The following is a 24912-nucleotide window of genomic DNA, read 5'->3' on the forward strand; positions in this document are numbered from 1 at the left end:
GCTTCACACACAGTACACTCATTGCACACAGGCAAATGACCATGCCCAGTGCCATCGAACCGAAAGCCGGCGTGGTGTTGCTTGACACCCGCGACCACACGCCCGAACACGAGCACGGCGTTCATCTCAAGCTTGCCGAAGGCCTGGCACGTTTACTGGGCTGCCCACTTATACAGCCCATGCGGCCGCCAGATGCTGCCGAGGCCTACTATTATCTGCCAACCGAGACCCTGATCGACCCCAGGCGATATGCCGCCTTGGGTATTTGCAGCGAACAGGACCTGTTTGGCGGCATGGTGCCGCACCCCTACATGGCAACCAAGGCGATCTCTCACCCGTTACCCGCCGAGGCCAGCTTCCCACCGGGCTGGACCGACGACTTTGCCCGACAGGCCAGCGATGCCCTGCTGCGCGGCTACACCGTGTTCAGCAAAACCGACGCTCGCACTGCCGCACAGTTGCTGCTGCTCGACGGCCCGCTGAGGGTCAAACCGGTACTGGCTTGCGCAGGACGCGGTCAACAGGTCATCACCACGGCAGACGCCCTTGAGCCTCTGCTGGCCGGCATGGATGACCAAACGTTGGCGCTGTGGGGCCTGGTGCTCGAAGAAGACCTGAGCCAGGTGCAAACCTTCAGTGTCGGTCAGGTGCGCGTCGCCGGCTTGACCTGCAGCTACTACGGTACCCAGCAACTGACACGTGACCATCAGGGTACCGAGGTCTACGGCGGTTCTGACCTGGTGGTGGTACGTGGCGACTATCAGGCGTTGCTACAGCTCCCACTGGAAGACCACCTGCGCCTTGCCATCAACCAGGCCATGGTTTACGAACAAGCCGCCGAGCAGCACTTCCCGGGCTTTGTCGCCTCACGTCGCAACTACGACATCGCCCGCGGCATCAGCCCTTCGGGCCACCTGTGCAGCGGGGTGCTCGAACAATCCTGGCGCTTGGGTGGTGCCAGCAGTGCCGAACTGTTGGCCCTGCAGGCGTTTGCCGATGACCCTGCATTGCAACGGGTACGTGCCTCCACCCACGAAGTATTCGGCAACCCCGACCTGCCCACTGACGCCACCCTCTTTTACCAAGGAAACGACAGTGAACTCGGACAACTCAGTAAATTTGCGCGGATTCGCGAACATGGCCATTCAGAGTGAAACCGTTGAACTGCAGGTCGAGAATGACCGCATCGCCGGCACCTTGGTCAGTCCGGGCACCAAAATGCCGGGGATTCTCTTCGTACACGGCTGGGGCGGCAGCCAGCAACGTGACCTGGCCCGCGCCCGGCATATCACCGGATTGGGATGCGTGTGCATGACCTTCGACCTGCGCGGTCACGAAAAGACCGAAAGCCAGCGCCTCACGGTCACCCGTGAACAAAACCTGCAGGACTTGCTGGTGGCTTACGATCGACTGGTCAGCCACCCGGCTGTCGACAGCAGCGCCATCGCCATTATCGGCAGCAGCTATGGCGGTTACCTGGCGACTCTGCTGACCCGCCAACGGCCAGTCAGATGGCTGGCCCTGCGGGTACCTGCCATGTACTGGGATGACGAATGGGGCACCCCGAAGCAAACCCTTGACCGTCAACGCCTGAATGCCTATCGCCAGCGCCACCTGGGCCCGGCCGACAACCGCGCGCTGGCCGCGTGCGCCGAATTCGGCGGGGATGTGCTGCTGGTGGAGTCAGAGCAGGATGACTACGTGCCGCACAGTACCTTGATGAACTACCGCTCGGCGTTCGTCAACGCCCACTCGCTCACCCATCGCATCGTCGACGGCGCCGACCACGCACTGTCCAGCGAAAAGAGCCAGAAAGCGTACAGCTCGCTCCTGGCGGCATGGATCAGCGAGATGGTCATAGGTGCCCGCCTGGATCGCTACCCGCACTACGCACCTTGGTATGCCTGAGGACCGCCCACCTGGCAATGCAGGACGCCATCGTCGCCGCGCACCAGGCTGCGCAAGGCCTGGTAGGCGGCGAAGTTGACGCCGCGTGCCTGATGCTGGCCCAGCAGGTCAAGAAAGGATTCCTCGATGAAGTGCACGGCCGCCGCCGCCCAGGCCTGGCGTGACTGCCATTGCAAGTACTGCAACACCCGGCTGCCATCGTCGCTGGCCTGGATGCTCACACCCTGCAGCCCTTCGCAACGCGCAGCCAACGCTTCACTACGGGCCACCAGGGCCTGAGCCAACGCTTGCTGGCACATACTGGGCACTTCGTATTCGATCATCTGGGTAAACCACAAGGCATGAGGTGATGCCAACATCGACAGTCTCCTGGCTACGTACGCATGCAGCGCGATGCCGAGCAGGGTAAAACCTCAAGCAAAGTCAAGGTCAAGTGGTTTCTATAGAGCCTCGCCGGATACCGCAAACCGCCGCCGATATTCACTCGGGGTAAGGCCAGTGACACGCTGGAATACCTTGCGAAACGCGCCCGGATCCTGATAGCCGACACCCCACGCGATCTGTTCGACGTTGCGCCGGGTAAACTCCAGCAAGCGGCATGCACGCCCCACCCTCACCTGCTGGCAATACTCGGTCGGGCGCAGCCCGGTAGCGGCACGAAAGCGCCGCAAGAAAGTGCGCGCCTCCAGCCCCGCGCAGGCCGCCATCGTGGCCAGGTCAGCATCCTGCCCGCCATTGCCCTGCAACCAGTGCTGCACCTTCAACACGGCCTCGTCGCCGTGATCCAGGCGCGGGTTGAACACAGCGCCGGGCAGCGGCGCCGCGACCGGATCGACGGCCAGATAGCGGGCGGTCTCCTGAGCCACCGTCGTCCCCAAAAAGCGCTCCAGCAGGCGCAAGCCGAGGTCCGTCCAGGCCATCAACCCTGCCGAGGTCACGATATCGCCGTCATCCAGCAACGGCTGCTGAGCCTCTACCCGCACCCTGGGGAAGCGCTGGGCAAGCGCATGCACATAATTCCAGTGCGTGCAGGCCGGGCGCCCGTCGAGCAAACCGCTGGCGGCAATGAAAAATACACCGATGCATACCGACGCCAGCACCGTACCACGCCCGTGCAGCAGGCACAGCGGCGCGCGATGACGTTCGAGCAACTCGGCTTGCGGAGCTGACTCCAGGCTTGGCGGAATGATCAGGACCCGCAGGCCTGGTACGGTGACAGCTGAGTTATCCGACGCAGGCAACAACTGCCCCGTCTCATCTGCCTGCCAGCAACTGACGCGAATGTGCGGCAGCTCGACGGCCCCCAGTTCGGCCGCAACCCGGTTGGCCACCAGGAACAGGTCGGCCAGGCCATGCACAGCGGCGCGCTGCACGCCGGGGTATAGCAGCAAGCCGATATCCAGGTTAGCGCCGGTGTCAGTTTTTGCCCGCATAGTGTCGTTCGCGCCAATCCTCAGGTGAGTGAACACAGCCTATAACTAACGTCTCTCGACGACTACTGCCACAGGAGGCAGCATGAGCAAGCAGGCACTGATCATCATCGACATCCAGAACGACTACTTCCCGGGCGGCAAGTGGCCCCTCGATGGTGCCGACCAGGCGGCCGACAACGCCGCCCGCCTGCTGGCAGCCGCACGCCAGCGCGGCGACCTGGTGGTTCATGTGCGGCATGAGTTCGACACTGCCGATGCGCCCTTCTTTGCCCCCGGCTCGCAGGGTGCGGCCATCCACGCCAAGGTCGAGCCATTGCCGAGCGAGCCGGTGGTGCTCAAGCACAAGGTCAACGCCTTCCTCGGTACCGATCTTGAGCACACGCTGGACCGGCATGGCGTCGAGGCGCTGACCATCGTCGGCAGCATGAGCCACATGTGCATTGACGCCGCCACCCGGGCTGCAGCCGATCTAGGCTATCAAGTGACTGTGGCGCACGATGCCTGCGCGACCCTGCCACTGGCGTTCGACGGCAAGCAGGTGCCGGCGGCTCATGTGCATGATTCGGCGATGGCGGCGTTGGCGTTTGCCTATGCCAATGTGGTGAAGACCGACGAGCTGCTGAAAAGCTGATCGGCTTGAGACCTTTGGGGCTGCACAGCAGCCCCAAAGCCTGCAGGCTCAAATCGCCACATTGCGCACAAACCGAACAGCCACCACGCCATCGTTACGGTAGGCATACCGGCAGTTACTGGGGAACACATGGAACTGCCCCACCTGCAAGCGATGCTCGACCTCTTCGATGATCAGCGTCAGCTGCCCATCGATCACATAAATCTGCTCGCTCCAGCCTTCGGCATCGGCCTCACTGTGATAGCACTCCCCCGGTGCCAGGGTCCATTCCCAAAGTTCCACCTCGCGCCTTGCCGGGCTGGTGCCCAGCAACACCGCTCGGCTCTGCGGGTGTTCGCCAGCCCACGCCAGCTCTTCAATGCGCCCGGGGTCGCGCAGGTCTGGCGCCTGGATCAGGGTACTGAAAGCCACGCCCAAGGCTTCGGCAATCAGGTCCAATGTGGTCAGGCTGACATTCTTCTCGCCCGCCTCGATCGCGACCAGCATGCGCCGGCTGACCCCTGAACGCTCGGCCAGCGCCGCCTGACTCAAGCCGGCGGCGTTGCGCAGACTGCGCACATTGAGGCTGACATGTTGCAGCACCGATGCCCGGTGCGAAGAATCCTTGTGCACTATATTGCTCACTGGTCAAGATTGCGCAGTATACTGCCCACTTTTGCGGCGATTGTGCGCCGCCCTTTCCGAGTGTGCAAGACCATGAATCAGCCCAGCAGCAAGCCTACCCCTGCCGTCACCTTCCGCCTGAGCAAGGCCGAACTGGTGCTGGTATTCATCACCATGTTGTGGGGCGGCACTTTCCTGTTGGTGCATAACGTAATGACCGTCAGCGGCCCGATGTTCTTCGTCGGCCTGCGTTTTGCGGCAGCCGCGCTGTTCGTTGGTGTGGTCTCGGCGCGAGCGCTGCCCGGCCTGACCTTCACCGAACTGAAGGCCGGCATGCTGATCGGCGTGTCGATCATGCTCGGCTATGGCCTGCAGACCATGGGCCTGCAAACCATCAGCAGCAGCCAGTCAGCGTTCATCACTGCGCTGTACGTCCCGTTCGTGCCGCTGCTGCAGTGGCTGGTGCTGGGGCGGCGGCCTGGCCTGATGCCCAGCATGGGTATCTGCCTGGCATTCATCGGCCTGATGCTGCTGGCCGGGCCGGAAGGCGGCAGCCTGCGTTTCAGCGAGGGCGAACTGGTCACCCTGATCAGCGCCGTGGCCATCGCCGGTGAAATCATTCTGATCAGCCGCTACGCCGGTCAGGTCGATGTGCGCCGGGTTACGGTGGTACAACTTGCGACCGCATCGCTGCTGGCGTTTCTCATGATCGTGCCGACCCAGGAGCGCCTCCCCGACTTCTCCTGGCTGTTGCTTGCCAGCGCAGTGGGCCTGGGCGCAATGAGTGCGGTGATCCAAGTGGCAATGAACTGGGCACAGAAGTCGGTCTCGCCTACCCGCGCCACACTCATCTATGCCGGTGAACCGGTGTGGGCCGGCATCGTCGGGCGTCTGGCTGGCGAGCGCCTGCCTGGCGTGGCGCTACTCGGCGGCCTGCTGATCGTGGTTGCCGTGGTGGTCAGTGAACTCAAGGTGCGGCGCCCTCTCGAAACCGTCGAAACACGTGATGTGCAGAACCCTGGCGAAGGCCAGGCGGGGCTGTAAAACAGTCAACAGCGGCTATTCTTTGTAAAAAACTGTTATAAAAAAACCGCTTGTCACAGCCGGTTTGTAGGATTCTGCGACAGCTTGCGTGTTGGTGATAAACACCTCGGCACGTATGATTCTTTGCAAACTTCTCCAGAATAGGCCGCTATGTCCTTGATAGTGCTATTGCTTCTGCCGTTCGTGGGCAGTTGCCTGGCAGCTGTGCTGCCGCACAACGCACGTAACGCCGAGTCCATTCTTGCCGGGCTCGTAGCCCTGGTCGGCACCGTCCAGGTAGCACTTCTGTACCCTCAGATTGCCCATGGTGGCGTCATTCGCGAAGAGTTCCTGTGGCTACCCAGCCTGGGGCTGAACCTGGTGTTGCGCATGGACGGCTTTGCCTGGCTGTTCTCGTTGCTGGTACTGGGCATTGGCACGCTGGTATCGCTGTATGCGCGCTACTACATGTCACCGCAAGACCCGGTCCCACGCTTCTTCGCGTTCTTCCTGGCCTTCATGGGCGCCATGCTCGGCCTGGTCATCTCCGGCAACCTGATCCAACTGGTGTTCTTCTGGGAACTGACCAGCCTGTTCTCCTTCCTGCTGATCGGCTACTGGCACCACCGCGCCGACGCCCGTCGCGGCGCCTACATGGCGCTGATGGTAACCGGTGCAGGCGGCTTGTGCCTGTTGGTAGGGGCCCTGCTGCTCGGCCATGTGGTCGGCAGCTATGACCTGGACAAGGTCCTGGCTGCCGGGCATACCATCCGCCAGCATGCGCTTTACCCGGTGCTGCTGCCCCTGATACTCATCGGCGCCCTGACCAAGAGCGCACAGTTTCCCTTCCAGTTCTGGCTGCCCCACGCCATGGCAGCGCCCACACCGGTGTCGGCCTATCTGCACTCGGCCACCATGGTCAAGGCCGGGGTGTTCCTGCTGGCACGCCTGTGGCCGGTACTCTCCGGTAGCGAGGAGTGGTTCTGGATCGTCGGCGGTGCCGGCGCTCTCACCCTGCTGCTTGGCGCTTTCGCCGCCATGTTCCAAAATGACCTCAAGGGCCTGCTGGCCTATTCGACCATCAGCCACCTGGGCCTGATTACCCTGCTGCTGGGCCTTAACAGCCCGCTGGCTGCCGTCGCCGCGGTATTCCACATTCTCAACCATGCCACCTTCAAGGCCTCGCTGTTCATGGCCGCCGGCATCATCGACCACGAGAGCGGCACCCGCGACATTCGCCGCCTCAGCGGCCTGATCCGCCTGGTGCCCTACACCGCGACCCTGGCCATGGTCGCCAGCGCCTCGATGGCCGGCGTGCCGCTGATGAACGGCTTCCTGTCGAAGGAAATGTTCTTTGCCGAAACGGTATTCATCAGTTCCACCGCCTGGGTCGAGGCCACGCTGCCGGTGATCGCCACCCTGGCCGGCACCTTCAGCGTGGCGTACGCCCTGCGTTTTACCGTCGATGTGTTCTTCGGGCCGACGGCCCAGGACCTGCCCCATACCCCGCACGAGCCGCCACGCTGGATGCGTGCTCCGGTGGAGCTGCTGGTGCTCACGTGCCTGGTCGTGGGCATCTTCCCCACCCAGTCGGTCGGCCCCCTGTTGGCCGCTGCGGCCCTGCCGGTGGTTGGCGGCACCCTGCCGGAATACAGCCTGGCCATCTGGCATGGCTGGAACGCGCCGATGATCATGAGCCTGGTCGCCATGAGCGGCGGCATCGTCCTGTACCTGTTGCTGCGTAAACAACTGCGCCTGGGTCGCTTCCCCTACCCGCCCGTGATCGAGCGCTTCAATGGCAAGCGGTTGTTCGAGCACGGCCAGGTTCACCTGATGTTGCTGGCGCGTCGCATCGAACGCCTGTTCACCACCCGGCGGCTGCAGTCGCAGCTGTTCATGCTGGTATTCGCCGCGTTCCTCGCGGGCCTCACGCCGATGCTCCATAGCGGCCTGAGCTGGGGTGATCGCCCGAAGATTCCGGGTTCCGGGGTATTCGTCGCCCTGTGGCTGATCGCCATTGCCTGCGCCATCGGCGCCGCCTATCAGGCCAAGTACCACCGCCTGGCGGCACTGATCATGGTCAGCGTCTGCGGCCTGATGACCTGCATCACCTTCGTCTGGTTCTCTGCGCCCGACCTGGCACTGACCCAGTTGGTGGTGGAAGTGGTCACCACCGTGCTGATCCTGCTCGGCCTGCGCTGGCTGCCACGGCGTATCGAAGGCGTGTCACCGCTGCCGGGTAGCCTGGAGCGCGCGCGCATGCGCCGCCTGCGCGACTTGCTGCTGGCCGTGCTGGTGGGTGGCGGCATGGCCGTGCTGTCGTACGCCATGCTGACCCGACCCACGCCCAACGACATTTCCTCGTTCTATCTGAGCCGTGCGTTGCCTCAGGGCGGCGGCACCAATGTGGTCAATGTCATGCTGGTCGACTTCCGCGGCTTCGATACCCTCGGTGAAATCACCGTGTTGGTGGCTGTGGCGCTGACGGTGTTCGCCCTGCTACGGCGCTTCCGTCCTCCGAAAGAGAGCATGCAGCTGCCGGCGCAACAACGCCAGCTGGCGCCGGACGTAGTCACCGACCTGATCAACCCGCGGCATGCCACCGATACCGCGCTGGGCTTCATGATGGTACCGGCAGCGCTGGTGCGCCTGCTGCTGCCGATCGCCTTGCTGGTGTCGATGTACCTGTTCATGCGCGGGCACAACCAGCCCGGTGGCGGCTTTGTCGCTGGCTTGGTCATGTCGGTGGCGTTCATCCTCCAGTACATGGTGGCCGGCACCCAGTGGGTCGAAGCGCAGATGAGCCTGCGGCCGCTGCGCTGGATGGGTACCGGGCTGCTGTGCGCGACCCTGACCGGGGTCGGCGCCATGCTGCTGGGTTACCCGTTCCTCACCACCCATACCGCCCACTTGCACCTGCCATTGCTGGGTGATGTGCACGTGGCCAGCGCGCTGTTCTTCGATATTGGCGTATTCACCGTCGTGGTCGGCTCGACCCTGCTGATCCTCACAGCCCTGGCGCACCAGTCGGTGCGCGCCTACCGCCCGGGCAACCCGGCAAAAACCAGCCAAGCAGGAGCCGCCTGATGGAAGAAGTGATTGCAGTCGCCATCGGCGTACTGGCTGCCTCCGGAGTGTGGCTGATCCTGCGCCCGCGTACCTACCAGGTGATCATGGGCCTGTGCCTGCTTTCTTACGGGGTCAACCTGTTCATCTTCAGCATGGGCAGCCTGTTCATCGGCAAGGAGCCAATCATCAAGGATGGCGTTACCCAGGACCTGTTGCATTACACCGACCCGCTGCCACAGGCACTGGTGCTCACCGCCATCGTCATCAGTTTCGCCATGACCGCGCTGTTCCTGGTAGTGCTGCTGGCCTCGCGAGGCCTGACCGGTACCGACCACGTGGATGGCCGGGAGCGTGACGAATGAGTGATATCAGTCAACTGATTGTCGCCCCCATCCTGCTGCCGCTGATCACGGCGGCGATGATGTTGCTGCTGGGTGAAAAGCACAGGCACATCAAAGCCAGGCTGAACCTGCTGTCCACCTTCTCCGGCCTGGTGATCGCGGTCTGTCTGCTGCTGTGGGTGCGCACCCAGGGCCAGGCAGCGTCGATCGGCGTGTACCTGCCGGGCAACTGGCCGGCGCCATTCGGCATCGTGCTGGTGGTGGACCACCTGTCCGCGCTCTTGTTGACCCTGACCGGGGTCATCGGTTTCAGCGCGCTGCTATTTGCCCGTGCCCGCTGGGACGGTGCAGGGGCCAGCTTCCATGCGCTGTTCCAGATCCAGCTGATGGGGCTGTACGGCGCCTTCCTCACCGCCGACCTGTTCAACCTGTTCGTCTTCTTCGAAGTGCTGCTGGCCGCCTCCTATGGCCTGCTGCTGCATGGTTCGGGGCGTGCGCGGGTGCGTGCCGGCCTGCACTACATCGCTATCAACCTGTTCGCCTCGTCGCTGTTCCTGATCGGCGCAGCGATGCTGTATGGCGTGACCGGTACCCTGAACATGGCGGACCTGGCGCTGAAGATTCCACTGGTACCGGAGGCCGACCGTGGCCTGCTGCATGCCGGCGCGGCAATCCTGGCCATGGCCTTCCTGGTCAAGGCCGGTATCTGGCCGCTGAACTTCTGGCTGGTGCCAGCTTACGCGTCTGCCAGCGCGCCGGTGGCTGCACTGTTCGCCATCATGACCAAAGTCGGCCTGTACGCCGTGCTGCGCCTTTGGACATTACTGTTCTCCGGGCAGGCCGGGGCCTCGGCGCATTTCGGCGGCGAATGGCTGGTTTACGGCGGCCTGGTTACCCTGGCGGTGGCAGCGGTATCAATCCTGGCGGCACAGCGCCTGGAGCGTATGGCGGCACTCAGTATCCTGGTCTCGGCCGGCACGCTGCTGGGTGCGGTGGGTTTTGCCCAGGCGGCTCTGACCGGCGCGGCGCTGTTCTATCTGGTCAACTCGACCCTTGCGCTGTGCGCACTGTTCCTGCTCGCCGAACTGGTCGAACGCTCGCGCTCGGCCAATGAAGCGCCGCTGGACGACGAAGAAGACGCCATGCCGCCGCCACTGGAATCGCTGCACCCGCCCAAGGGCATCAACCTCGACGATGAACAGCAGGTGGTAATCGGCCAGATCATCCCGTGGACCATGGCCTTCCTCGGCCTCAGCTTCATCGCCTGTGCGCTACTGATCATCGGCATGCCGCCGCTGTCGGGCTTTGTCGGCAAGCTCAACCTGATCAGTGCGCTGTTCAATCCACTGGGCCTCGGCGTACCGGTCGAGCAGCCCCTGAGTGCCGCCGGCTGGGGCCTGGTGGCGTTGCTGATCCTGTCCGGCATGGCCTCGCTGATCGCCTTCGGCCGCGTCGGCATCCAGCGTTTCTGGAAGCCCGAAGAGCGTCCGTCCCCGGTCCTGCGGCGCTATGAATGCCTGCCCATTGTCATCTTGCTCGGCCTGTGCCTCATCCTCAGCTTCAAGGCCGAGCCGTTGCTGCGCTACACCCAGGACACTGCCGCCAGCCTGCAGGCCCCCGATGCCTATATCGACGCCGTGATGGCCGCCCGGCCGATTCCTGGCCCCACCTCGCGCGACGTACAGGTGCAGCCATGAACCGACTGTTCCCCGCCCCACTGCTATCGGTCTCGCTGTTCGGCCTGTGGCTGCTGCTGAACCTCTCGGTCAGCCCTGGCAACCTGCTGCTGGGCGCCGCACTTGGCATACTGGCGCCACTGTTGATGGCGCCCCTGCGTCCGCAGCATGCACACGTACGGCGCCCCCTGGTCATCGCCCGCCTGATCGTCCGGGTCGGCATTGATGTGATCGCCTCCAACCTGCTGGTAGCCCGTGGTGTGCTGCGGGCCGGCAAGCAGCCGCCACGCTCTGCGTTCGTTCACATACCACTGGCATTGCGTGACCCCCACGGCCTGGCAGCGCTGTCGATGATCACCACGGTGGTGCCTGGCACCGTATGGTCCGAACTGGCACTGGACCGCAGTGTGCTGTTGCTGCATGTGTTTGAGCTGGACGATGAAGCGGCCTTCATACAGCACTTCAAGGACACTTACGAACGCCCGCTTATGGAGATTTTCCAATGACAGGCCTGCTCGCCAATGCCGTCCTCGCCAGCCTGTTCATCTTCGCCCTGGCCATGGGCCTGGCGCTGATCCGGCTGTTCCGTGGCCCGTCCGCCCAAGACCGCGTGCTGGCCCTGGACTACCTGTACATCCTGGCCATGCTCACCATGTTGGTGCTGGGTATCCGTTATGCCAGTGACACCTACTTCGAAGGGGCCCTGCTGATTGCACTGTTTGGTTTCGTCGGCTCGTTTGCCTTGGCCAAGTTTCTGCTGCGCGGTGAGGTGATCGAATGACTGAAGCCCTGGTACTGCCATTCTGGCTGGAGCTGGTCACCGCCGCGCTACTGCTTACCGGCAGCCTGTTCGCCCTGGTCGGTGCTATAGGCCTGGTACGCCTGAAAGACTACTTCCAGCGCATGCACCCGCCAGCGCTGGCCTCGACCCTTGGTGCCTGGTGCGTTGCACTGGCCTCGATCATCTACTTTTCGTGGCTCAAGGGCACCCCTGTGCTACACGCGTGGCTGATTCCGATCCTGCTGTCGATCACCGTGCCGATTACCACGCTGTTGCTGGCGCGGGCGGCGCTGTTTCGCAAACGCATGTCCAAAGAGCCGGTGCCTGAAGAGGTCAGCAGCGGCCGCGACCGTGGCAATTGAAGGTTTGCCGTCTCAACCTTGGCTGAGGCGCTGCAACTCGCGCCGGACCATGGCGGCAAATGGCGGCGGGCTGAGGCGATAGAGCTCAGCCGCCACCCAAGTCAACCAGGCGCCTTGCAGCTTTTCACGTCCGGCCAGCAAACGTTCTGCCTCAGCCACGGCATCTGCCTGGTGCTGCCGATGAAACTCGGCCCGCGAGGCTGGTGCGTCGTCACTGTCGGTCATTCACTGGCCTTGAAGGTGGTCAGTTCACCCTTGCGCCATTTGGCGACCTTGCCAGTCACTGCTTTAAGCAACTTGCCCAGGCCTTCCTGCACTTGCTGCTGCGCGGCGAATACCAGCATCACGCCATGGCCTTCACGAAACACGATGCCCTCGCCTTCCGGCACAGAAACGAAGGCGTAGTCGCCCACGCCATACACATTCAACTTGATTTCGCGAAAGCGCATTTCCAGCTTGCCACCTTCGCGACTGGGCAATACGGCAGCACGAAAGTGGTCACCGACTTTCAGTTCAAGGCGCTGCTTGTCATCGACCACCAGTGCACTCTCGGTGTCGATTTCGGCCATGTACAGGCCTTCGGGACTCTGTTCGGTGACATAGATGAAGCGGCCCTGAAACAGTTGGGCCAATTTACCGCGCAAGTCGCCCAGAGCGAACAACGCATGTGTATCAAGTGTGCTGACTGCCAATGAAGTAATCCTCAACCGGTTACAACCCGCCCTCACCCAAGCTCGGGGAGGCACGGCCATTTCTTATCGATAGGCAAAAAGAGTAATAAAGCGATATGCGAAATGTCTGTGCTCGCTGACGATGCAGCGCGCAGGAATCTTTACTCTGGTTTGCCAGAATCGCCCTCAACCGAAGGCGTTTGGCTCATTCCCGGCTTGGGAAGCGTGATGCCTGAAATCACTCGCCAGAAAACGCAACCAATGGCGTGAGCCTGCAAGAAGACAAGCCCTGGCATCCATGTGCGCATTACTGTAGGACAAATATGCCCGAAAACACCGAAACCCGTCGAGAGGCAATAAACATTTTCAGGCAGCCAGCCCTTTCTTCAGTTGCAGTTGCCAGGCAGCCTGACACTCAAGCGCTTCTTCGCGCGTGGCGAAGGCGGTGCCGCGCCGCTCGCCATTGACCAGCACGACCCAGCAAATGCGCTTGCCCAGCGCCTGCAAGGTGGCCGGCACACCCGACCCTATCATCACAGCCACATCGACTCGGCTATTCATCATTCCCTCCGGAATTTAATTAGCACCCTAACGATAAAGCCATGATACGCCTGACAGTGACGCGGAAACAGCGCATCCCGGTACATCAGTGTTTCGTAAGGCGTAACAAAAACGGATCGACGAGAAACGCAAAAAGCCCCAGGAATTGCTTCGAGGGGCTTGCACCACGCGCGGGTTTATACCTGACGCTGGTGGCGGTCGAGCTGCTCGTGGCGCTCCTGGGCTTCGATGCAGTACTTGGTGGTCGGGCTGATCAGCAAGCGCTTCAGGCCGATAGGCTCACCACTGTCATCGCACCAGCCGAAGCTTTCGTCGGCAATACGGTCCAGGGCCATTTCCAGCTGTGGCAGCAGGCGCTGGTCGCGGTCGATGGCATTTACCAGCCAGCTACGTTCTTCTTCGACCGAAGCCACGTCGGCGGGGTCTGACGGGGTGTCCAGGCCTTCGATGGTGGTGCGGCTGAGTTCGATGCGTTCATGGGTTTCGACTTTCATCGCCTGCAGCAGCTCAGTAAAGAAGGCAAGCTGGTCGGCGTTCATGTAGTCATCGGCCGACATGGCCAGCAACTGTTCCTTGGTCATCGATTTCTCTATGAAAAAATGTGCATTTGGGCGATTCATGTGCCGTCGATGCCTATGCATCGCCAGCGGAATTCTTCAAGCGCCAACCGGCACTCTTTTACAGGGGGCGGCAGTCTAAGGCGCCACGCCGCGTGGAGCAACTGCAAATGGGTGCGAATTTGCTTCCACTGCTCACAATCCGCCGGTCGGCACCCCAGCTCAGCTGCTGGGCCAGCAGTAAACTGAGATTCTGGCAGTGCCCCTCCGCCTGCTGTTGCTGTTGCTGTTGCTGTTGCTGTTGCTGTTGCTGTTGCTGTTGCCGTTGATCTTGATCTTGATCTTGATCTTGATTTTGATCTTCGCGACTTCAGGAGGCCGAACGCAGGCCTTGCGGAGGCAGGTGACGGGCATGGATGCCCGTCAAGCGCTGAGGCCCCAGGATGGGGCCTTCGGCGCGGTCCTGCCGGGAGCAAGGCCGGAGTGAGGGGACCCCGGAGCGTAGCGCAGGGGCCGGATGATGGGAGCGCAGCGTTTTTTGGTTACTTTTTGTCGCGTTTGACAAAAAGTGACTCGCCGTAAGGGCGAAAAGGTGAGTCAGCGTCGCCATCGCAAATGGACTGTTCGCTGAGTCAAAACAGACGAATTTGCTTCTTGCTTCTTGCTTCTTGCTTCTTGCTTCTTGGATGTGGGCATTCACATCGAGTAGGTATTCATTCACGCAGGTGGCGCACAGTCACCTTTCCGCCCTTACGGCGGGTCACTTTTTGTCAAACGCGACAAAAAGTAACCAAAAAACGCTGGCTCCTATCATCCGGCCCCTGCGCTACGCTCCGGGGTTCCCTCGCTACGGTCTTGCTCCCGGGAGTACGCGCTGCAGGCCCCATCCATGGGGCCTCAGCGCTTGACGGGCATCCATGCCCGTCACCTCCCTTCGCAAGCCCTACGCTCGGCCTCCTGAAGTCGCAATCTGCGTCGTCTGAACTATCGCGCACTTAGAAGCAAAAGCCACGGCAACGGCAACGGCAACGGCAACGAACCGAGTCTGATCAACGGTCCTTGAACTGTGCCTCTCGCTTGGCGATGAATGCAGCCATGCCTTCTTTCTGGTCTTCGGTGGAGAACGCCGCATGGAAGACACGACGCTCAAAACGAACCCCCTCGCTGAGGGTGACTTCAAATGCTCGGTTGACGCTCTCCTTGACCATCATGCTCACCGGAATCGACTTGCTGGCAATGGTCGCCGCCACCTTCAGCGCCTCTTCCACCAGCTCTGCCTGCGGCACGATCCGCGCCACCAAACCTGCACGCTCGGCTTCTTCCGCGCCCATCAGGCGGCCGGTCAGGCAAAGCTCCATGGCCTTGGCCTTGCCCACCGCACGCGTCAGGCGCTGGGTACCGCCCATGCCCGGCAGCACGCCCAGGTTGATTTCCGGTTGACCAAATTTGGCATTGTCCGCCGCGAGGATAAAGTCGCACATCATCGCCAACTCACAGCCGCCGCCCAGGGCAAATCCAGACACTGCAGCAATGATCGGCTTACGGCGATTGGCAATGCGGTCGGCGTCGCTGAACAGGTCGTCGACGTAGATCTGCGGGTATTGCAGCTCAGCCATTTCCTTGATGTCGGCGCCAGCGGCAAAGGCTTTGGCCGAGCCTGTCAGCACCACGCAGCCGATGTTCGGGTCGCGCTCAAGCTGGTCCAAGGCCTGGTTGATCTCACCGACAATCTGCGCGTTCAGCGCATTGAGCGCCTGCGGGCGGTTGAGGGTGATCAGGCCGACCTTGCCGTGGATGTCCAACAGGATGGTTTCGAATGCCATGCAGTCTGCTCCTTCAAAGATTGCGCGCAATGACCATGCGCTGAATGTCGCTGGTGCCTTCGTAGATCTGGCAAACCCGAACGTCGCGGTAGATCCGCTCCAGCGGGAAGTCACTCAGATAGCCATAACCACCCAGGGTCTGCAAGGCATCCGAACAGACCTTTTCGGCCATTTCCGAGGCGAACAGCTTGGCCATCGACGCTTCCACCAGTGCCGGACGCCCCGCATCACGAAGGGCAGCGGCGTGCAATACCATCTGCCGGGCAACGGAAATTTTCGTTGCCATGTCAGCCAGGCGAAACGCCACGGCCTGGTGCTCGATCAGCGGTTTGCCAAAGCTTTGGCGCTCGTTGGCATAGTCGCGCGCCACTTCGAACGCCGCGCGGGCCATACCCACCGCTTGCGAGGCGATGCCGATACGGCCGCCTTCAAGATTGGCCAGGGCGATCTTGTAGCCTTCACCCTCCGCACCCAGCCGGTTGGCCACTGGCACGTGCACATTGTCGAAAACGATCTGGCAGGTGTCGGAGGCGTGCTGGCCGAGTTTGTCCTCGACCCGCGCTACCTGGTAGCCCGGCGAATCGGTCGGCACGATGAAGGCGCTGATGCCACGCTTGCCAGCCTCCGGGTCGGTGACTGCAAACACGATCACGACGCCGGCGTTCTGCCCCGAGGTAATGAACTGCTTGCTGCCATTGAGCACGTAATGGTCGCCCTCCAGGCGTGCACGGGTCTTCAGGCTGCTGGCATCAGAGCCAGCCTGCGGCTCGGTCAGGGCGAAAGCACCGAGCATCGCACCTGTCGCCAGCGGGGTGAGGAATTGCTGTTTCTGCTGCTCGTTGCCGAAGCGCAGAATCGGCACGCAACCCACCGAGTTGTGCACGCTCATGATGGTCGAGCAGGCGCCATCACCCGCAGCGATTTCCTCCAGCGCCATGGCATAGGCCACATAACCCGTGTCGCTGCCGCCCCACTGCTCCGGCACCAGCATGCCGAACAGGCCCAGTTCGGCCATTTCGTCGATGGCCTCTTTCGGAAAGCGATGGTCCTTGTCCCATTGCTCGGCAAACGGCTTCAGGCGTTCCTGGGCGAACGCACGTACCGCGTCGGCGATCTGTTGTTGCTCGTCATTTACCAGCATGGTTCACCTCAGTACAGGCATTCAACAGCCATGGCCGTGGCCTCGCCACCGCCGATGCAGATGGCCGCCACACCCCGACGCAGATTGTTCTGGCGCAAGGCCGACAACAGGGTGACCAGAATACGTGCGCCAGAAGCGCCGATCGGGTGACCGAGGGCGCAGGCGCCGCCGTGGATATTGACCTTGTCGTGTGGCAGGTCGAGGTGTTTCATGGCCGCCAGGGTGACCACGGCGAAGGCCTCGTTGATCTCGAACAGGTCGACTTCGGCCAGGTTCCAGCCGGTGCGTTTCATCAGTTTGTCGATCGCGCCGATCGGGGCGGTCGGGAACAGCGCCGGGGTGTCGGCAAAGGCGGCGTGGCCGTGGATGACGGCCAATGCCTTGAGGCCACGTTTGTCGGCCTCGGAGCGGCGCATCAGCACCAGCGCCGCAGCACCGTCGGAAATCGAACTGGCGTTGGCCGCCGTCACGGTGCCGCCTTCACGAAACGCCGGTTTGAGCTGCGCAATCTTGTCCAGGCGTGCCTTGGGCGGCTGCTCGTCATCCTTGATGACGCGCTTTTCCTTGCCCTCGGTGACTTCCACCGGCACGATCTCGGCGGCAAAACGGCCGCTGCTGATGGCTTCCTGCGCTCGGGTCAGCGAGGCGATGGCGAACTGGTCCTGGGCCTCGCGGCTGAAAGAATTGGCCTGGGCACAGTCCTCGGCAAAGGTGCCCATCAGGCGGCCTTTGTCGTAGGCGTCTTCGAGGCCGTCCATGAACATGTGGTCGATGATCTTGCCGTGGCCCATGCGGTAGCCGCCACGGGCTTTGTCCAGCAGGTACGGCGCGTTGGTCATGCTTTCCATGCCACCCGCCACTACCACGTCTGCGGTGCCGGCCAGCAGCAGGTCATGGGCCATGATCGCGGCTTGCATACCCGAGCCGCACATCTTGTTCAGGGTGGTGCAGGTGGTGTGCTTGTCCAGCCCGGCGCCTAACGCGGCCTGGCGTGCCGGCGCCTGGCCCTGGCCGGCCGGCAGCACGCAGCCGAACAGTACCTGCTCGACACAGGCGGCATCGATGCCGGCACGTTCCACGGCACCACGAATGGCGGCGCTGCCCAGTTGCGGCGCAGTCAGGCTCTTGAGGTCGCCCTGCAACCCGCCCATGGGCGTGCGCACGGCGCTGACGATAACGATGGGGTCATTGGCGAGGGTCATGTTCGCTCTCCTTACTTGGCAGCCATGCGCAGCGCACCGTCGAGGCGGATGACCTCACCGTTGAGCATGCTGTTCTCGATGATGTGGCGGGCCAGCGCGGCGTATTCCTGCGGGCGGCCCAAGCGGGGCGGGAACGGCACGCCGGCAGCCAGTGAAGCACGCACCTCATCGCTCATGCCGGCCATCATAGGTGTTTCAAAGATGCCCGGCGCGATGGTCATCACGCGGATGCCGAAGCGTGCCAGTTCGCGCGCAGCCGGCAAGGTCAGGCTGGCAATGGCCCCCTTGGAGGCAGCGTAGGCGGCTTGGCCAATCTGGCCGTCATAGGCGGCAATGGAGGCCGTGTTGATGATGACCCCTCGCTCGCCGCTCTCATCGGCAGCCCCTTCGGCCATGGCCGCCGCCGCCAGACGCAACAGGTTGAAGCTGCCGATCAGGTTGACGTTGATGACCTTGGCGAAGCTGGCCAGGCCATGCGGGCCCTGCTTGCCCAGCACCTTCTCGGCACCGACGATGCCGGCACAATTGACCAACCCATGCAAGCTGCCAAAGGCGCTGACAGCTGCATCGACAGCCGACTGGGCCGCCTGCTCGTCACTGATATCAGCCACGGCGAAACGGGCGTTGTCGCCCAGTTCGCGGGCCTTGGCTTCGACAGCCTGGGCATTGAGGTCGACCAGCATGACCTTGGCGCCAGCCTCGACCAGCATCTGTGCAGTCGCGGCACCCAGCCCGGAAGCGGCGCCACTGACGATGAAATGTTTATTGGCGATGTGCATGAGTACTTTCCTTTCAGACGCTGACAGGGGTGGCCTGTTGCGCTTGTTGTTTGGCGACTTCCTGGTTGCGCAGGATGAAGCGTTGCAGCTTGCCGCTCGGGGTCTTGGGCAGCTCGCTGACGAATTCGATTTCCCTGGGGTAGGCATGCGCGTAGAGGCGCTGGCGCACGTGCTGGCGCAAGGTTTCTTCCAGCTCGACGCTGCCGGCGTAGCCGCTGGCCAATACCACGAACGCCTTGATCAGCTCGGTGCGCTCCGGGTCGGGCTTGCCGATCACCGCGGCTTCGATCACCGCCGGGTGCTCGATCAACGCGCTTTCCACATCGAACGGCCCCACCCGGTAACCGGAGGTGGTGATCACGTCGTCGCTACGGCCAACGAAGCTGATGCTGCCATCCGGGTTCAGCTCGACAGTGTCGCCGCTGAGGTAGTACTTGCCGACGAAGGCTTTGGTCGGCAGGCCGTGGTAACCGCCGAACCAGCACAGCGGCGACTGCTCGCGATCAACGGCGAGGATGCCTGGCTGGCCGGCTGGCCGCTCGTTGCCCTGTTCGTCCAGCACCACGATGCGGTGGCCGGGGATGGCATAACCGGCGGAGCCCAGGTGCACCGGGTGCTGCAGACCATGGTGATTGCACAGCACCATGCCCAGTTCGGTCTGGCCGTAGTGATCGTGAATGGTCACGCCCAGCTCGTCGGCGAACCAGCGGATCACCTCGGGGTTAAGCGGTTCGCCGGCACTGCTGACCACCCGCAGACGACCCTTGATCGGTGCCGAAAAATCTTTGCCCGCCGCAATCAGCAAGCGATACGCGGTGGGCGAGCCGGCCAGGTTGGTGATGCCCAGCTTGTCGATCACCCGGGCGCAGCTCTCGACACTGAACGGGCCATCGTAGAACGTGGTGGCATGCCCCAGCGACAATGGGCCGGTAACGGCGTAATACAAGCCGTACGCCCAACCCGGGTCGGCCAGGTTCCAGAAGTTGTCTTCGGGCAGCAGCTCGATGGCATCACGCATGTAGCCCTGAAACGCGACGATCGCACGCAGTGGCACTTCCAGGGGTTTTGCCGGGCCAGTGGTTCCAGAAGTGAACATCAGCAGGAATGGATCGTTGCCTGAGCGCATCACCGGCTCACATACGTCCGCTGCGCGCTCCAGGCATTGCTGGAAGTCCAGCTCACCACTGCGGGCCTTGACAGTGATGATGGTCGGGCAGACGTGCACATCGTCCAGCTTGGCGCGGTTGTGGCTATCGGTGACTATCACTCGGGCATGGGATTGCTCAAGCCGGTGCTCGATGGCCTTGGGGCCGAACGCGGTGAACAAGGGCTGGTAAACCGCCCCGAGGCGCCAGGTAGCGAGGATGGTCACCAACAGTTCGGGGGTGCGCGGCATCAAGCCGGCAACCCGGTCGCCTGCGCCTACCCCCTGCGCCTTTAGCACATTGGCGAACCGGGCAGCCTGCACCTGAAGCTGATCGAAGCTATAGCGCGCGCTGTTACCATCGCGGTCTTCATGAATCAGTGCCAGCTTGCCGTCACCGGCATGGCGGTCACAGCATTCGACACAGGCATTAAGGGCTTCAAGATTGCCGTGCAATGCCGCCACAACGGCCTGGTCATGGTCAAACGTGCGAGCGGCCTCGGCGTAATCGCGCATCATCGGACTCCTGGTTTCTTGTTTTTGGAGTTGAAGCATCGGTCCGACGATGTTCGCGCCGCTCATGCGCGGCGGCAATGGCCAAAGCTGTCAATCTGGATGACTGGTTTGGCCGCCGCCCATCACCCCTCTGCGCGCTCGGCTGCACGCAGGTAGGACTGGGTGAGCCCTGCGACCAGGCGCTCGATGTCGAGATCCTGCTGTGCCTGCAGCCGGTGTAGTTGCTGCTCGAAGGCCGCCGGCGCCAAGACAGGACGTTGAGCCTGCAGCTCAAGCGTGCGCCGCGTGTAGTCCGCACTGAGGGCATCGAACATTTGGTCATGTTGCTGGCGCAGGTAACGTCGCCAGAACGCGCGCTGGCTCAGGCTATCGGTCAGGCCCTCGATGGTCTGCGCGCGCGTAACCCGCAGGAACGCATCCTCTATCTGGGCCTGTGTCAGCGCGACAGCTTCGGGATAGCGCATGGCATATGGCTGGTTGGGCAGCTGCAACCGGCTACGAAGTTGCACCCTGTAAGCGAGCCCCAATGCCAACTGGTCAATATGTTCACTGGCAGCCAGACGCTGCCGGCCATCCTGGTAGGCAATCCCTTCCAGTTGATCCAGCCGGAACAGTTGCCTACCCAGTTCGAGCAACTCTCCCCTGCTTTCAAGGTTGGCTGCGGCGGCTTCTGCCTGCGCCTGCCTCACCGATACTTGCAGTGCACTGAAGTGACTGGCAACGGCGTCCGAACATGACAGTGGCAGGCCGGCCTGCTCGAAGATCCGCCGGCACAGCACCGGGTCGCCGTCCAGCGTAGCCAGCAGTGTCCATACGCCGTCAACCAGCGCATCCCGCCCTTCACCCGCTTCGCTGTAGTCCGCTGTCATCTCCAGGCGAGCCAACAACCTGAACAACCCGCTGCTACCCGCTTGCTCCAGCAACCGCAGCCACACGCCCTCCCGCTCGGCCTGAACCGTCGCATCCGTATGGCCTACCCAACGCGTACGGGCCCTGACCAGGTCAACTGAACCCAACTGCTCAGGGGAGTGCCGGTGCTCTTCGATCACATCGAGTGCATACAACCCTCTTTGCTGCATGACCGACAAGGGGTTGTTTTCTATCAGAATGGCGCGTCGAAATGCATAAGGCATCAGCTGGATCTCGGTGGGCACTTCGCGGAGTTGATTGTTGCGCAGGTCAGCACACTCGAGTAGACCACAGAGCTCCAGGCGACGCGGCCAACTGCCCAGGCGACAATGACGCAGGTTCAGGCTTGTCAGCCGAGAAAGTTGGTGGAAGCTCATGTCCAGCGCTTCCAGCCGGTTATGGCTGAGATCAAGATGCGCAAGGTTGGACAAACCATGCAAAACGCCGATCGCCTGGGCATCGAGGCGTATCTCGTTATGCGCCAACCGAAGCGATTGAAGATTCGGTAAATGGGCAATGCCTGTTGGTAGACGCATCAACGCGTTGTTGTTGAGGTTCAGGTGCGTCAGGGCAGTGAAGGGGCGAAGGAAGTCGACCGGTATGTCAGTAATCCGGGTGTCGTTCACGCTCAGCAGGGTAATGCGATGGAAATCGATGTTCGGCGGCAGTGCCGGCAGTGTGCGCAAACTCAAACCGCTCATCGACAAGCGCTGCCCTTGTGTTTGCCCCTCGCCGGCCGAACCAGGCTCGCCCTGCAGTCGCCAGGCTCGCAGGATGCTATCGGCCGTCAACCTGCGGGCGGCGCGTCGACCCTCCTGCAACTCGGCACCGACCCAGCGATTCAGGTACAGCACCAGCTGGTCATGGGCTTCCTGCAGTTCTACCAGGCGCTCGAAGACTGGCTGCGGGCCTTGTTGCACACGCACCAGCTCCACATCGAGCGCGGCCTCGTCCAGGCCAGGATAAAGCGACCGTAGCTGGTCACGAATGATCGCCCGCTCATCCCTGGGTGCAGCGCCAGGGCGGCCACTGAGCGGGTATCCCACGCGCCCATCGTCCATGCGACGCCCTGGATTGAGCCAGGCCTGCTCCTCTGGCCAGCCGAGCATGCGCGCGATATCCCAATGGGAAGCGGGTAACCGCGCCAGAAGTTTCTCACGCAATTGGCTCGCCGCAGCACTGCCCACCAGTTGCATCGCTGCCCGCTGCTCTGATGTCAGTGCGGCAAAAAGCGCCTCGAAGATACATCCCGGCTCGTCAGCAATAAGCACATGTGGCACACCTGACCCGTTGTAGATCAGAAACCTGCCTTCATGCCGGACCACTATTCTTCTTGCCTCGGTTCGCCCGCCGCTACCGAGGCGCCTGATAGACCGCCCATCCAGCCCGCTGTCACGCAAGTCGAGGTCAAGTTGCTCGAGTTCGAAGCTATCCAGCAACGCAAGGGCCAACTCGCCGGTGACATCACTGTACGCTGTGCTCAGATACAATCCCGCCAGCCCCCGGCTCAGGCGAGCCAGACGCAAGAGCGAACGGGCGTTCTTCGCGCACGGCAATGGCAGCCGCCGCTCGACCCGCGCCATTTGGTGCTCAAGCTCATGTGCTTGGCCGGTTACTTCATTTATGTAGGCCGAAGGCAAACCCGGGAAGTCCCGCTTGACCAACATGCTCAGCGGGTCTGCTGCAAGTGACTGCTCTGTCAGGTGGGCAAACAATTGCGGCCGCAACCCGGCCTCATGCACCCGGATCTGCTCCAGTCCGGCGCCCACGTCTGGCCTTGCTTCACACCAGGCCAGCAGTTCACTGTCCGATGGCACCAATGCCTTCAGTCGAACACGCTCGAAAAACGTTTGAATGCGTGCATGCGCCTGGAAGGCGCGCAAGGTTTGGCCAAGGCTCACCGGCGCCGGGCGATTCTCCACGAGAACGCCGCGCAACAAATCTGCATCGATACCTGCCACCCGCATGATCTGCTCGGCCTGATGTGCGTCGACAGGGGAATGCTGTGGCCATAATGCATCCAGCATGCGAGCAGGCGCCTGCCAGCTGAGTGGTTGCTCACGCATCAGCTGCCAGCCACGCTCACCATTGTGCAACACGACCGGCCCGTAGCCGCCCTCACTCGCTACATGGCGCAGCCGATAGGGGCCATCGGCGATAGGCTGATGCACTTCGAAGTTGCGCCCATCGATACGGACCCAGCGGCGGCCCACCTCGCCATAGCGTCCCTCTTCAAACAGGTCGATAGCGCCCGGCAGTGATCGATAATTCCTGGCGTTGAACTGCCACAGGCGACCGCGCCCATTCCCAAGGCTTACCGGCTCCAGGCCCGCGACAAACGCACTGCGCACAAAACTGACACCCGCCACCGTCGCAGCGGTAGCCGCCAAGGTTTCGGCAACCCCCAGCAGATGCTGCAGCGCTTCGTGTTGGTGCCCTCTCGACCAATCCCGTGTCCCTTCGAACACTTCAGCGCACGTCTGGGCAACCACCTGACCCAGCAGCACGCCGCCCACAGCCGGGATGAACAAGCCGGCGAGGTTTACCAGGTCCAGACCTGCCGCTTTCCACTCAGCGTGTCTGGCGCTTACCGCCAGGCTATCAGCGTCGGCAGTCGGTACCAGCAGCAACCGGGCATCTTCCTTGGCCCGTTGCACTTGCCGAGTCGCCAGTTGCGTGAAGATCCCTCCTTCAGGAGTTTCACCCTCAAGCTCCAGGTCCGGCAGCTTGTCTTTCAAGCGCTTGCCGAGGGTACTGACAAAACCTGCACGGTGCTCAAGGCTGATGAGCTGTGTGAAGTACTGCCAGTAACCGGGATCTGGCAACAACATCGCCACGGTACTGTTCATGGAGGCGGCATTATCGAAGAACCGCAATGCCTGCCGGGGATCACCAGGCAGGTAAAGTACGATGCCCCGTTCATTTCCCGTCTTGTCTTGCAGGTGGATCAGCAAGCCATCGACCACAGGTTTCCCTAGTGCCCTCAGCAGCATGGGTTTGCCTTCAAGCCCTTGTTGTCGCTGCTCCTGACCGTGGTCCACCAGCTCGCGCAGTGCAAGCTGCACATCGACGCTTATGTTTCCCTGCAAAGCCGCAAGCTCGGTCGCCAGCTTCAGCCCCGAACGTTTGTCTTCAGCCAGCACCGCCTGGGTAGCTGGCGGGAAGATCCTTTGCAACGCGTCCTGATAGCGCTGACCAACGTCCAGATTGCGACAGGCCGTAATCAATGCTTCCAGCGATGCATTCAATGGTTTATCGCTGCCTGGCAAAACCAGCCCCGTGCCCTCGTAGTAGCGGGTATTCGCAGCAAAGTTGCGCATCAGCCGCAGTAACCCGTTTTCACGCGTCTGGCTGTACCCGTATGTCTGTTGCAAGGTACCTGGCAGTGTGCCGAAGCGCGGCGCTACCCGCAGCCATTCGAGCTGGGCAAATACCTGCCCGTCCGGCAACGGTGCATCCAGCAAAGCCGCCAGGTGCTTCTCGGCAAACTGCTGGAGCGGCAGTAACTCAAGCGTCAGGCCACTCAAGCGTGCCTGGCTGGCGTGGTGCGCGTTCAGGCTGGTGCGCAGGGTGTTGATCTGGCCCCGTGACGCGCGTTTGAGCCACTCAGGTAATCGGGCACCGATGAATGGGTCATGGCCCGTCGTATTGATAATCATGGTGGGTTCCCCCCGCTATTTGACGAAGCCAACCATGTTGTTCAAATGCCGGGCCAGGATGCAGAGGGAACGGGTTCGATCGGCGCCTGCTCGGTAAGCCTTCTGGGCCCGCGCGGTAATGCA

Annotated in this window: 24 protein-coding genes; 11 read left to right on the forward strand and 13 right to left on the reverse strand. The window is 62.3% G+C overall.

The features are described from left to right. Nucleotides 1-35 precede the first annotated feature (35 nt). Entirely contained in the window at nt 36-1154 is a 1119-nt protein-coding gene (locus REH59_RS19230) for a DUF3182 family protein (RefSeq protein WP_128573701.1), read from the forward strand. After that, nucleotides 1138-1908, forward strand: coding sequence for an alpha/beta hydrolase family protein (locus REH59_RS19235; RefSeq protein ID WP_014860597.1), 771 nt, complete (start codon nt 1138-1140; stop codon nt 1906-1908). Before REH59_RS19230 ends, REH59_RS19235 begins: the two co-directional genes overlap by 17 nt. Here the strand turns inward: REH59_RS19235 and REH59_RS19240 are convergent. Both REH59_RS19240 and REH59_RS19245 read right to left on the reverse strand, forming a co-directional pair. Beyond that, nucleotides 1887-2267, reverse strand: a complete 381-nt coding sequence (locus REH59_RS19240) for an antibiotic biosynthesis monooxygenase (protein ID WP_014753863.1) — start codon at nt 2265-2267, stop codon at nt 1887-1889. The two genes, REH59_RS19235 and REH59_RS19240, sit on opposite strands and share 22 nt — an antisense overlap. 81 nt (nt 2268-2348) lie before the next feature. Then, nucleotides 2349-3341, reverse strand: coding sequence for a GlxA family transcriptional regulator (locus REH59_RS19245; protein ID WP_004577150.1), 993 nt, complete (start codon nt 3339-3341; stop codon nt 2349-2351). A gap of 82 nt (nt 3342-3423) precedes the next feature. On the opposite strand from REH59_RS19245, the gene REH59_RS19250 reads away from it, so the two are divergent. After that, nucleotides 3424-3972 carry a cysteine hydrolase family protein gene (locus REH59_RS19250; RefSeq protein ID WP_003250137.1) on the forward strand — a complete coding sequence of 183 codons (549 nt, stop codon included), beginning with the start codon at nt 3424-3426 and terminating at the stop codon, nt 3970-3972. A 48-nt stretch (nt 3973-4020) separates the two neighbouring features. On the opposite strand, the gene REH59_RS19255 is transcribed toward REH59_RS19250, so the two are convergent. Further along, nucleotides 4021-4584 (reverse strand): helix-turn-helix domain-containing protein, encoded by a 564-nt coding sequence (locus REH59_RS19255; protein WP_003250134.1) that lies wholly within the window; start codon nt 4582-4584, stop codon nt 4021-4023. 84 nt (nt 4585-4668) lie between these two features. On the opposite strand from REH59_RS19255, the gene REH59_RS19260 reads away from it, so the two are divergent. The 7 genes from REH59_RS19260 to REH59_RS19290 all read left to right on the forward strand — a co-directional run bounded on the left by REH59_RS19260 (nt 4669) and on the right by REH59_RS19290 (nt 11827). Next, nucleotides 4669-5619: a DMT family transporter gene (locus REH59_RS19260; protein WP_017147785.1), complete on the forward strand. Its 951-nt coding sequence runs from the start codon at nt 4669-4671 to the stop codon at nt 5617-5619. Between the two features lie 150 nt (nt 5620-5769). Further along, nucleotides 5770-8685: a monovalent cation/H+ antiporter subunit A gene (locus tag REH59_RS19265; RefSeq protein ID WP_003250131.1), complete on the forward strand. Its 2916-nt coding sequence runs from the start codon at nt 5770-5772 to the stop codon at nt 8683-8685. Beyond that, a complete protein-coding gene (locus REH59_RS19270; protein WP_003250128.1) occupies nt 8685-9029 on the forward strand; it encodes a Na+/H+ antiporter subunit C in 345 nt (114 codons plus the stop codon). The genes REH59_RS19265 and REH59_RS19270 overlap by 1 nt, the downstream gene beginning before the upstream one ends. Then, nucleotides 9026-10705 carry a monovalent cation/H+ antiporter subunit D gene (locus REH59_RS19275; RefSeq protein ID WP_004577151.1) on the forward strand — a complete coding sequence of 560 codons (1680 nt, stop codon included), beginning with the start codon at nt 9026-9028 and terminating at the stop codon, nt 10703-10705. The genes REH59_RS19270 and REH59_RS19275 overlap by 4 nt, the downstream gene beginning before the upstream one ends. Next, complete coding sequence (locus REH59_RS19280) at nt 10702-11190, forward strand: Na+/H+ antiporter subunit E (RefSeq protein WP_003250117.1); 489 nt, start codon at nt 10702-10704, stop codon at nt 11188-11190. Before REH59_RS19275 ends, REH59_RS19280 begins: the two co-directional genes overlap by 4 nt. Then, a complete protein-coding gene (locus tag REH59_RS19285; protein ID WP_003250109.1) occupies nt 11187-11465 on the forward strand; it encodes a K+/H+ antiporter subunit F in 279 nt (92 codons plus the stop codon). Before REH59_RS19280 ends, REH59_RS19285 begins: the two co-directional genes overlap by 4 nt. Continuing rightward, nucleotides 11462-11827 (forward strand): Na+/H+ antiporter subunit G, encoded by a 366-nt coding sequence (locus tag REH59_RS19290; RefSeq protein ID WP_003250107.1) that lies wholly within the window; start codon nt 11462-11464, stop codon nt 11825-11827. The genes REH59_RS19285 and REH59_RS19290 overlap by 4 nt, the downstream gene beginning before the upstream one ends. 12 nt (nt 11828-11839) lie before the next feature. Here REH59_RS19290 and REH59_RS19295 read toward each other — a convergent pair whose 3' ends face one another. The 4 genes from REH59_RS19295 to REH59_RS19310 form a co-directional block, all read right to left on the reverse strand. Next, nucleotides 11840-12052 carry a hypothetical protein gene (locus REH59_RS19295; RefSeq protein ID WP_128573702.1) on the reverse strand — a complete coding sequence of 71 codons (213 nt, stop codon included), beginning with the start codon at nt 12050-12052 and terminating at the stop codon, nt 11840-11842. Beyond that, a complete protein-coding gene (locus REH59_RS19300; RefSeq protein ID WP_003250101.1) occupies nt 12049-12519 on the reverse strand; it encodes a hypothetical protein in 471 nt (156 codons plus the stop codon). The genes REH59_RS19295 and REH59_RS19300 overlap by 4 nt, the downstream gene beginning before the upstream one ends. Before the next feature lie 345 nt (nt 12520-12864). Then, nucleotides 12865-13059: a hypothetical protein gene (locus tag REH59_RS19305; RefSeq protein WP_003250100.1), complete on the reverse strand. Its 195-nt coding sequence runs from the start codon at nt 13057-13059 to the stop codon at nt 12865-12867. A gap of 176 nt (nt 13060-13235) precedes the next feature. Further along, entirely contained in the window at nt 13236-13640 is a 405-nt protein-coding gene (locus REH59_RS19310; RefSeq protein ID WP_003250099.1) for a TraR/DksA family transcriptional regulator, read from the reverse strand. 235 nt (nt 13641-13875) lie between these two features. On the opposite strand from REH59_RS19310, the gene REH59_RS28830 reads away from it, so the two are divergent. Next, nucleotides 13876-14103, forward strand: coding sequence for a hypothetical protein (locus REH59_RS28830; protein WP_420715404.1), 228 nt, complete (start codon nt 13876-13878; stop codon nt 14101-14103). 562 nt (nt 14104-14665) lie between these two features. On the opposite strand, the gene REH59_RS19320 is transcribed toward REH59_RS28830, so the two are convergent. From REH59_RS19320 to REH59_RS19345, 6 genes are all read right to left on the reverse strand, one after another. After that, complete coding sequence (locus REH59_RS19320; RefSeq protein WP_003250095.1) at nt 14666-15439, reverse strand: enoyl-CoA hydratase; 774 nt, start codon at nt 15437-15439, stop codon at nt 14666-14668. A gap of 13 nt (nt 15440-15452) precedes the next feature. Continuing rightward, the gene (locus tag REH59_RS19325; protein ID WP_014859317.1) at nt 15453-16580 is read right to left on the reverse strand and encodes an acyl-CoA dehydrogenase; all 1128 of its coding nucleotides are present in this window, start codon (nt 16578-16580) and stop codon (nt 15453-15455) included. Nucleotides 16581-16588: 8 nt separating this feature from the next. Then, a complete protein-coding gene (locus tag REH59_RS19330) occupies nt 16589-17782 on the reverse strand; it encodes an acetyl-CoA C-acyltransferase (RefSeq protein ID WP_014859318.1) in 1194 nt (397 codons plus the stop codon). Between the two features lie 11 nt (nt 17783-17793). After that, entirely contained in the window at nt 17794-18561 is a 768-nt protein-coding gene (locus REH59_RS19335) for an SDR family NAD(P)-dependent oxidoreductase (RefSeq protein ID WP_003250091.1), read from the reverse strand. 13 nt (nt 18562-18574) lie between these two features. Then, complete coding sequence (locus REH59_RS19340; protein WP_003250089.1) at nt 18575-20221, reverse strand: acyl-CoA synthetase; 1647 nt, start codon at nt 20219-20221, stop codon at nt 18575-18577. Nucleotides 20222-20343: 122 nt separating this feature from the next. Then, on the reverse strand, nt 20344-24789 hold the full coding sequence (locus tag REH59_RS19345) for an NEL-type E3 ubiquitin ligase domain-containing protein (protein WP_014859320.1): 4446 nt from the start codon (nt 24787-24789) through the stop codon (nt 20344-20346). Between the last annotated feature and the right edge of the window lie 123 nt (nt 24790-24912).

The sequence above is a fragment of the Pseudomonas sp. BO3-4 genome, from assembly GCF_034044115.1.
Lineage (GTDB): Bacteria > Pseudomonadota > Gammaproteobacteria > Pseudomonadales > Pseudomonadaceae > Aquipseudomonas > Aquipseudomonas alloputida.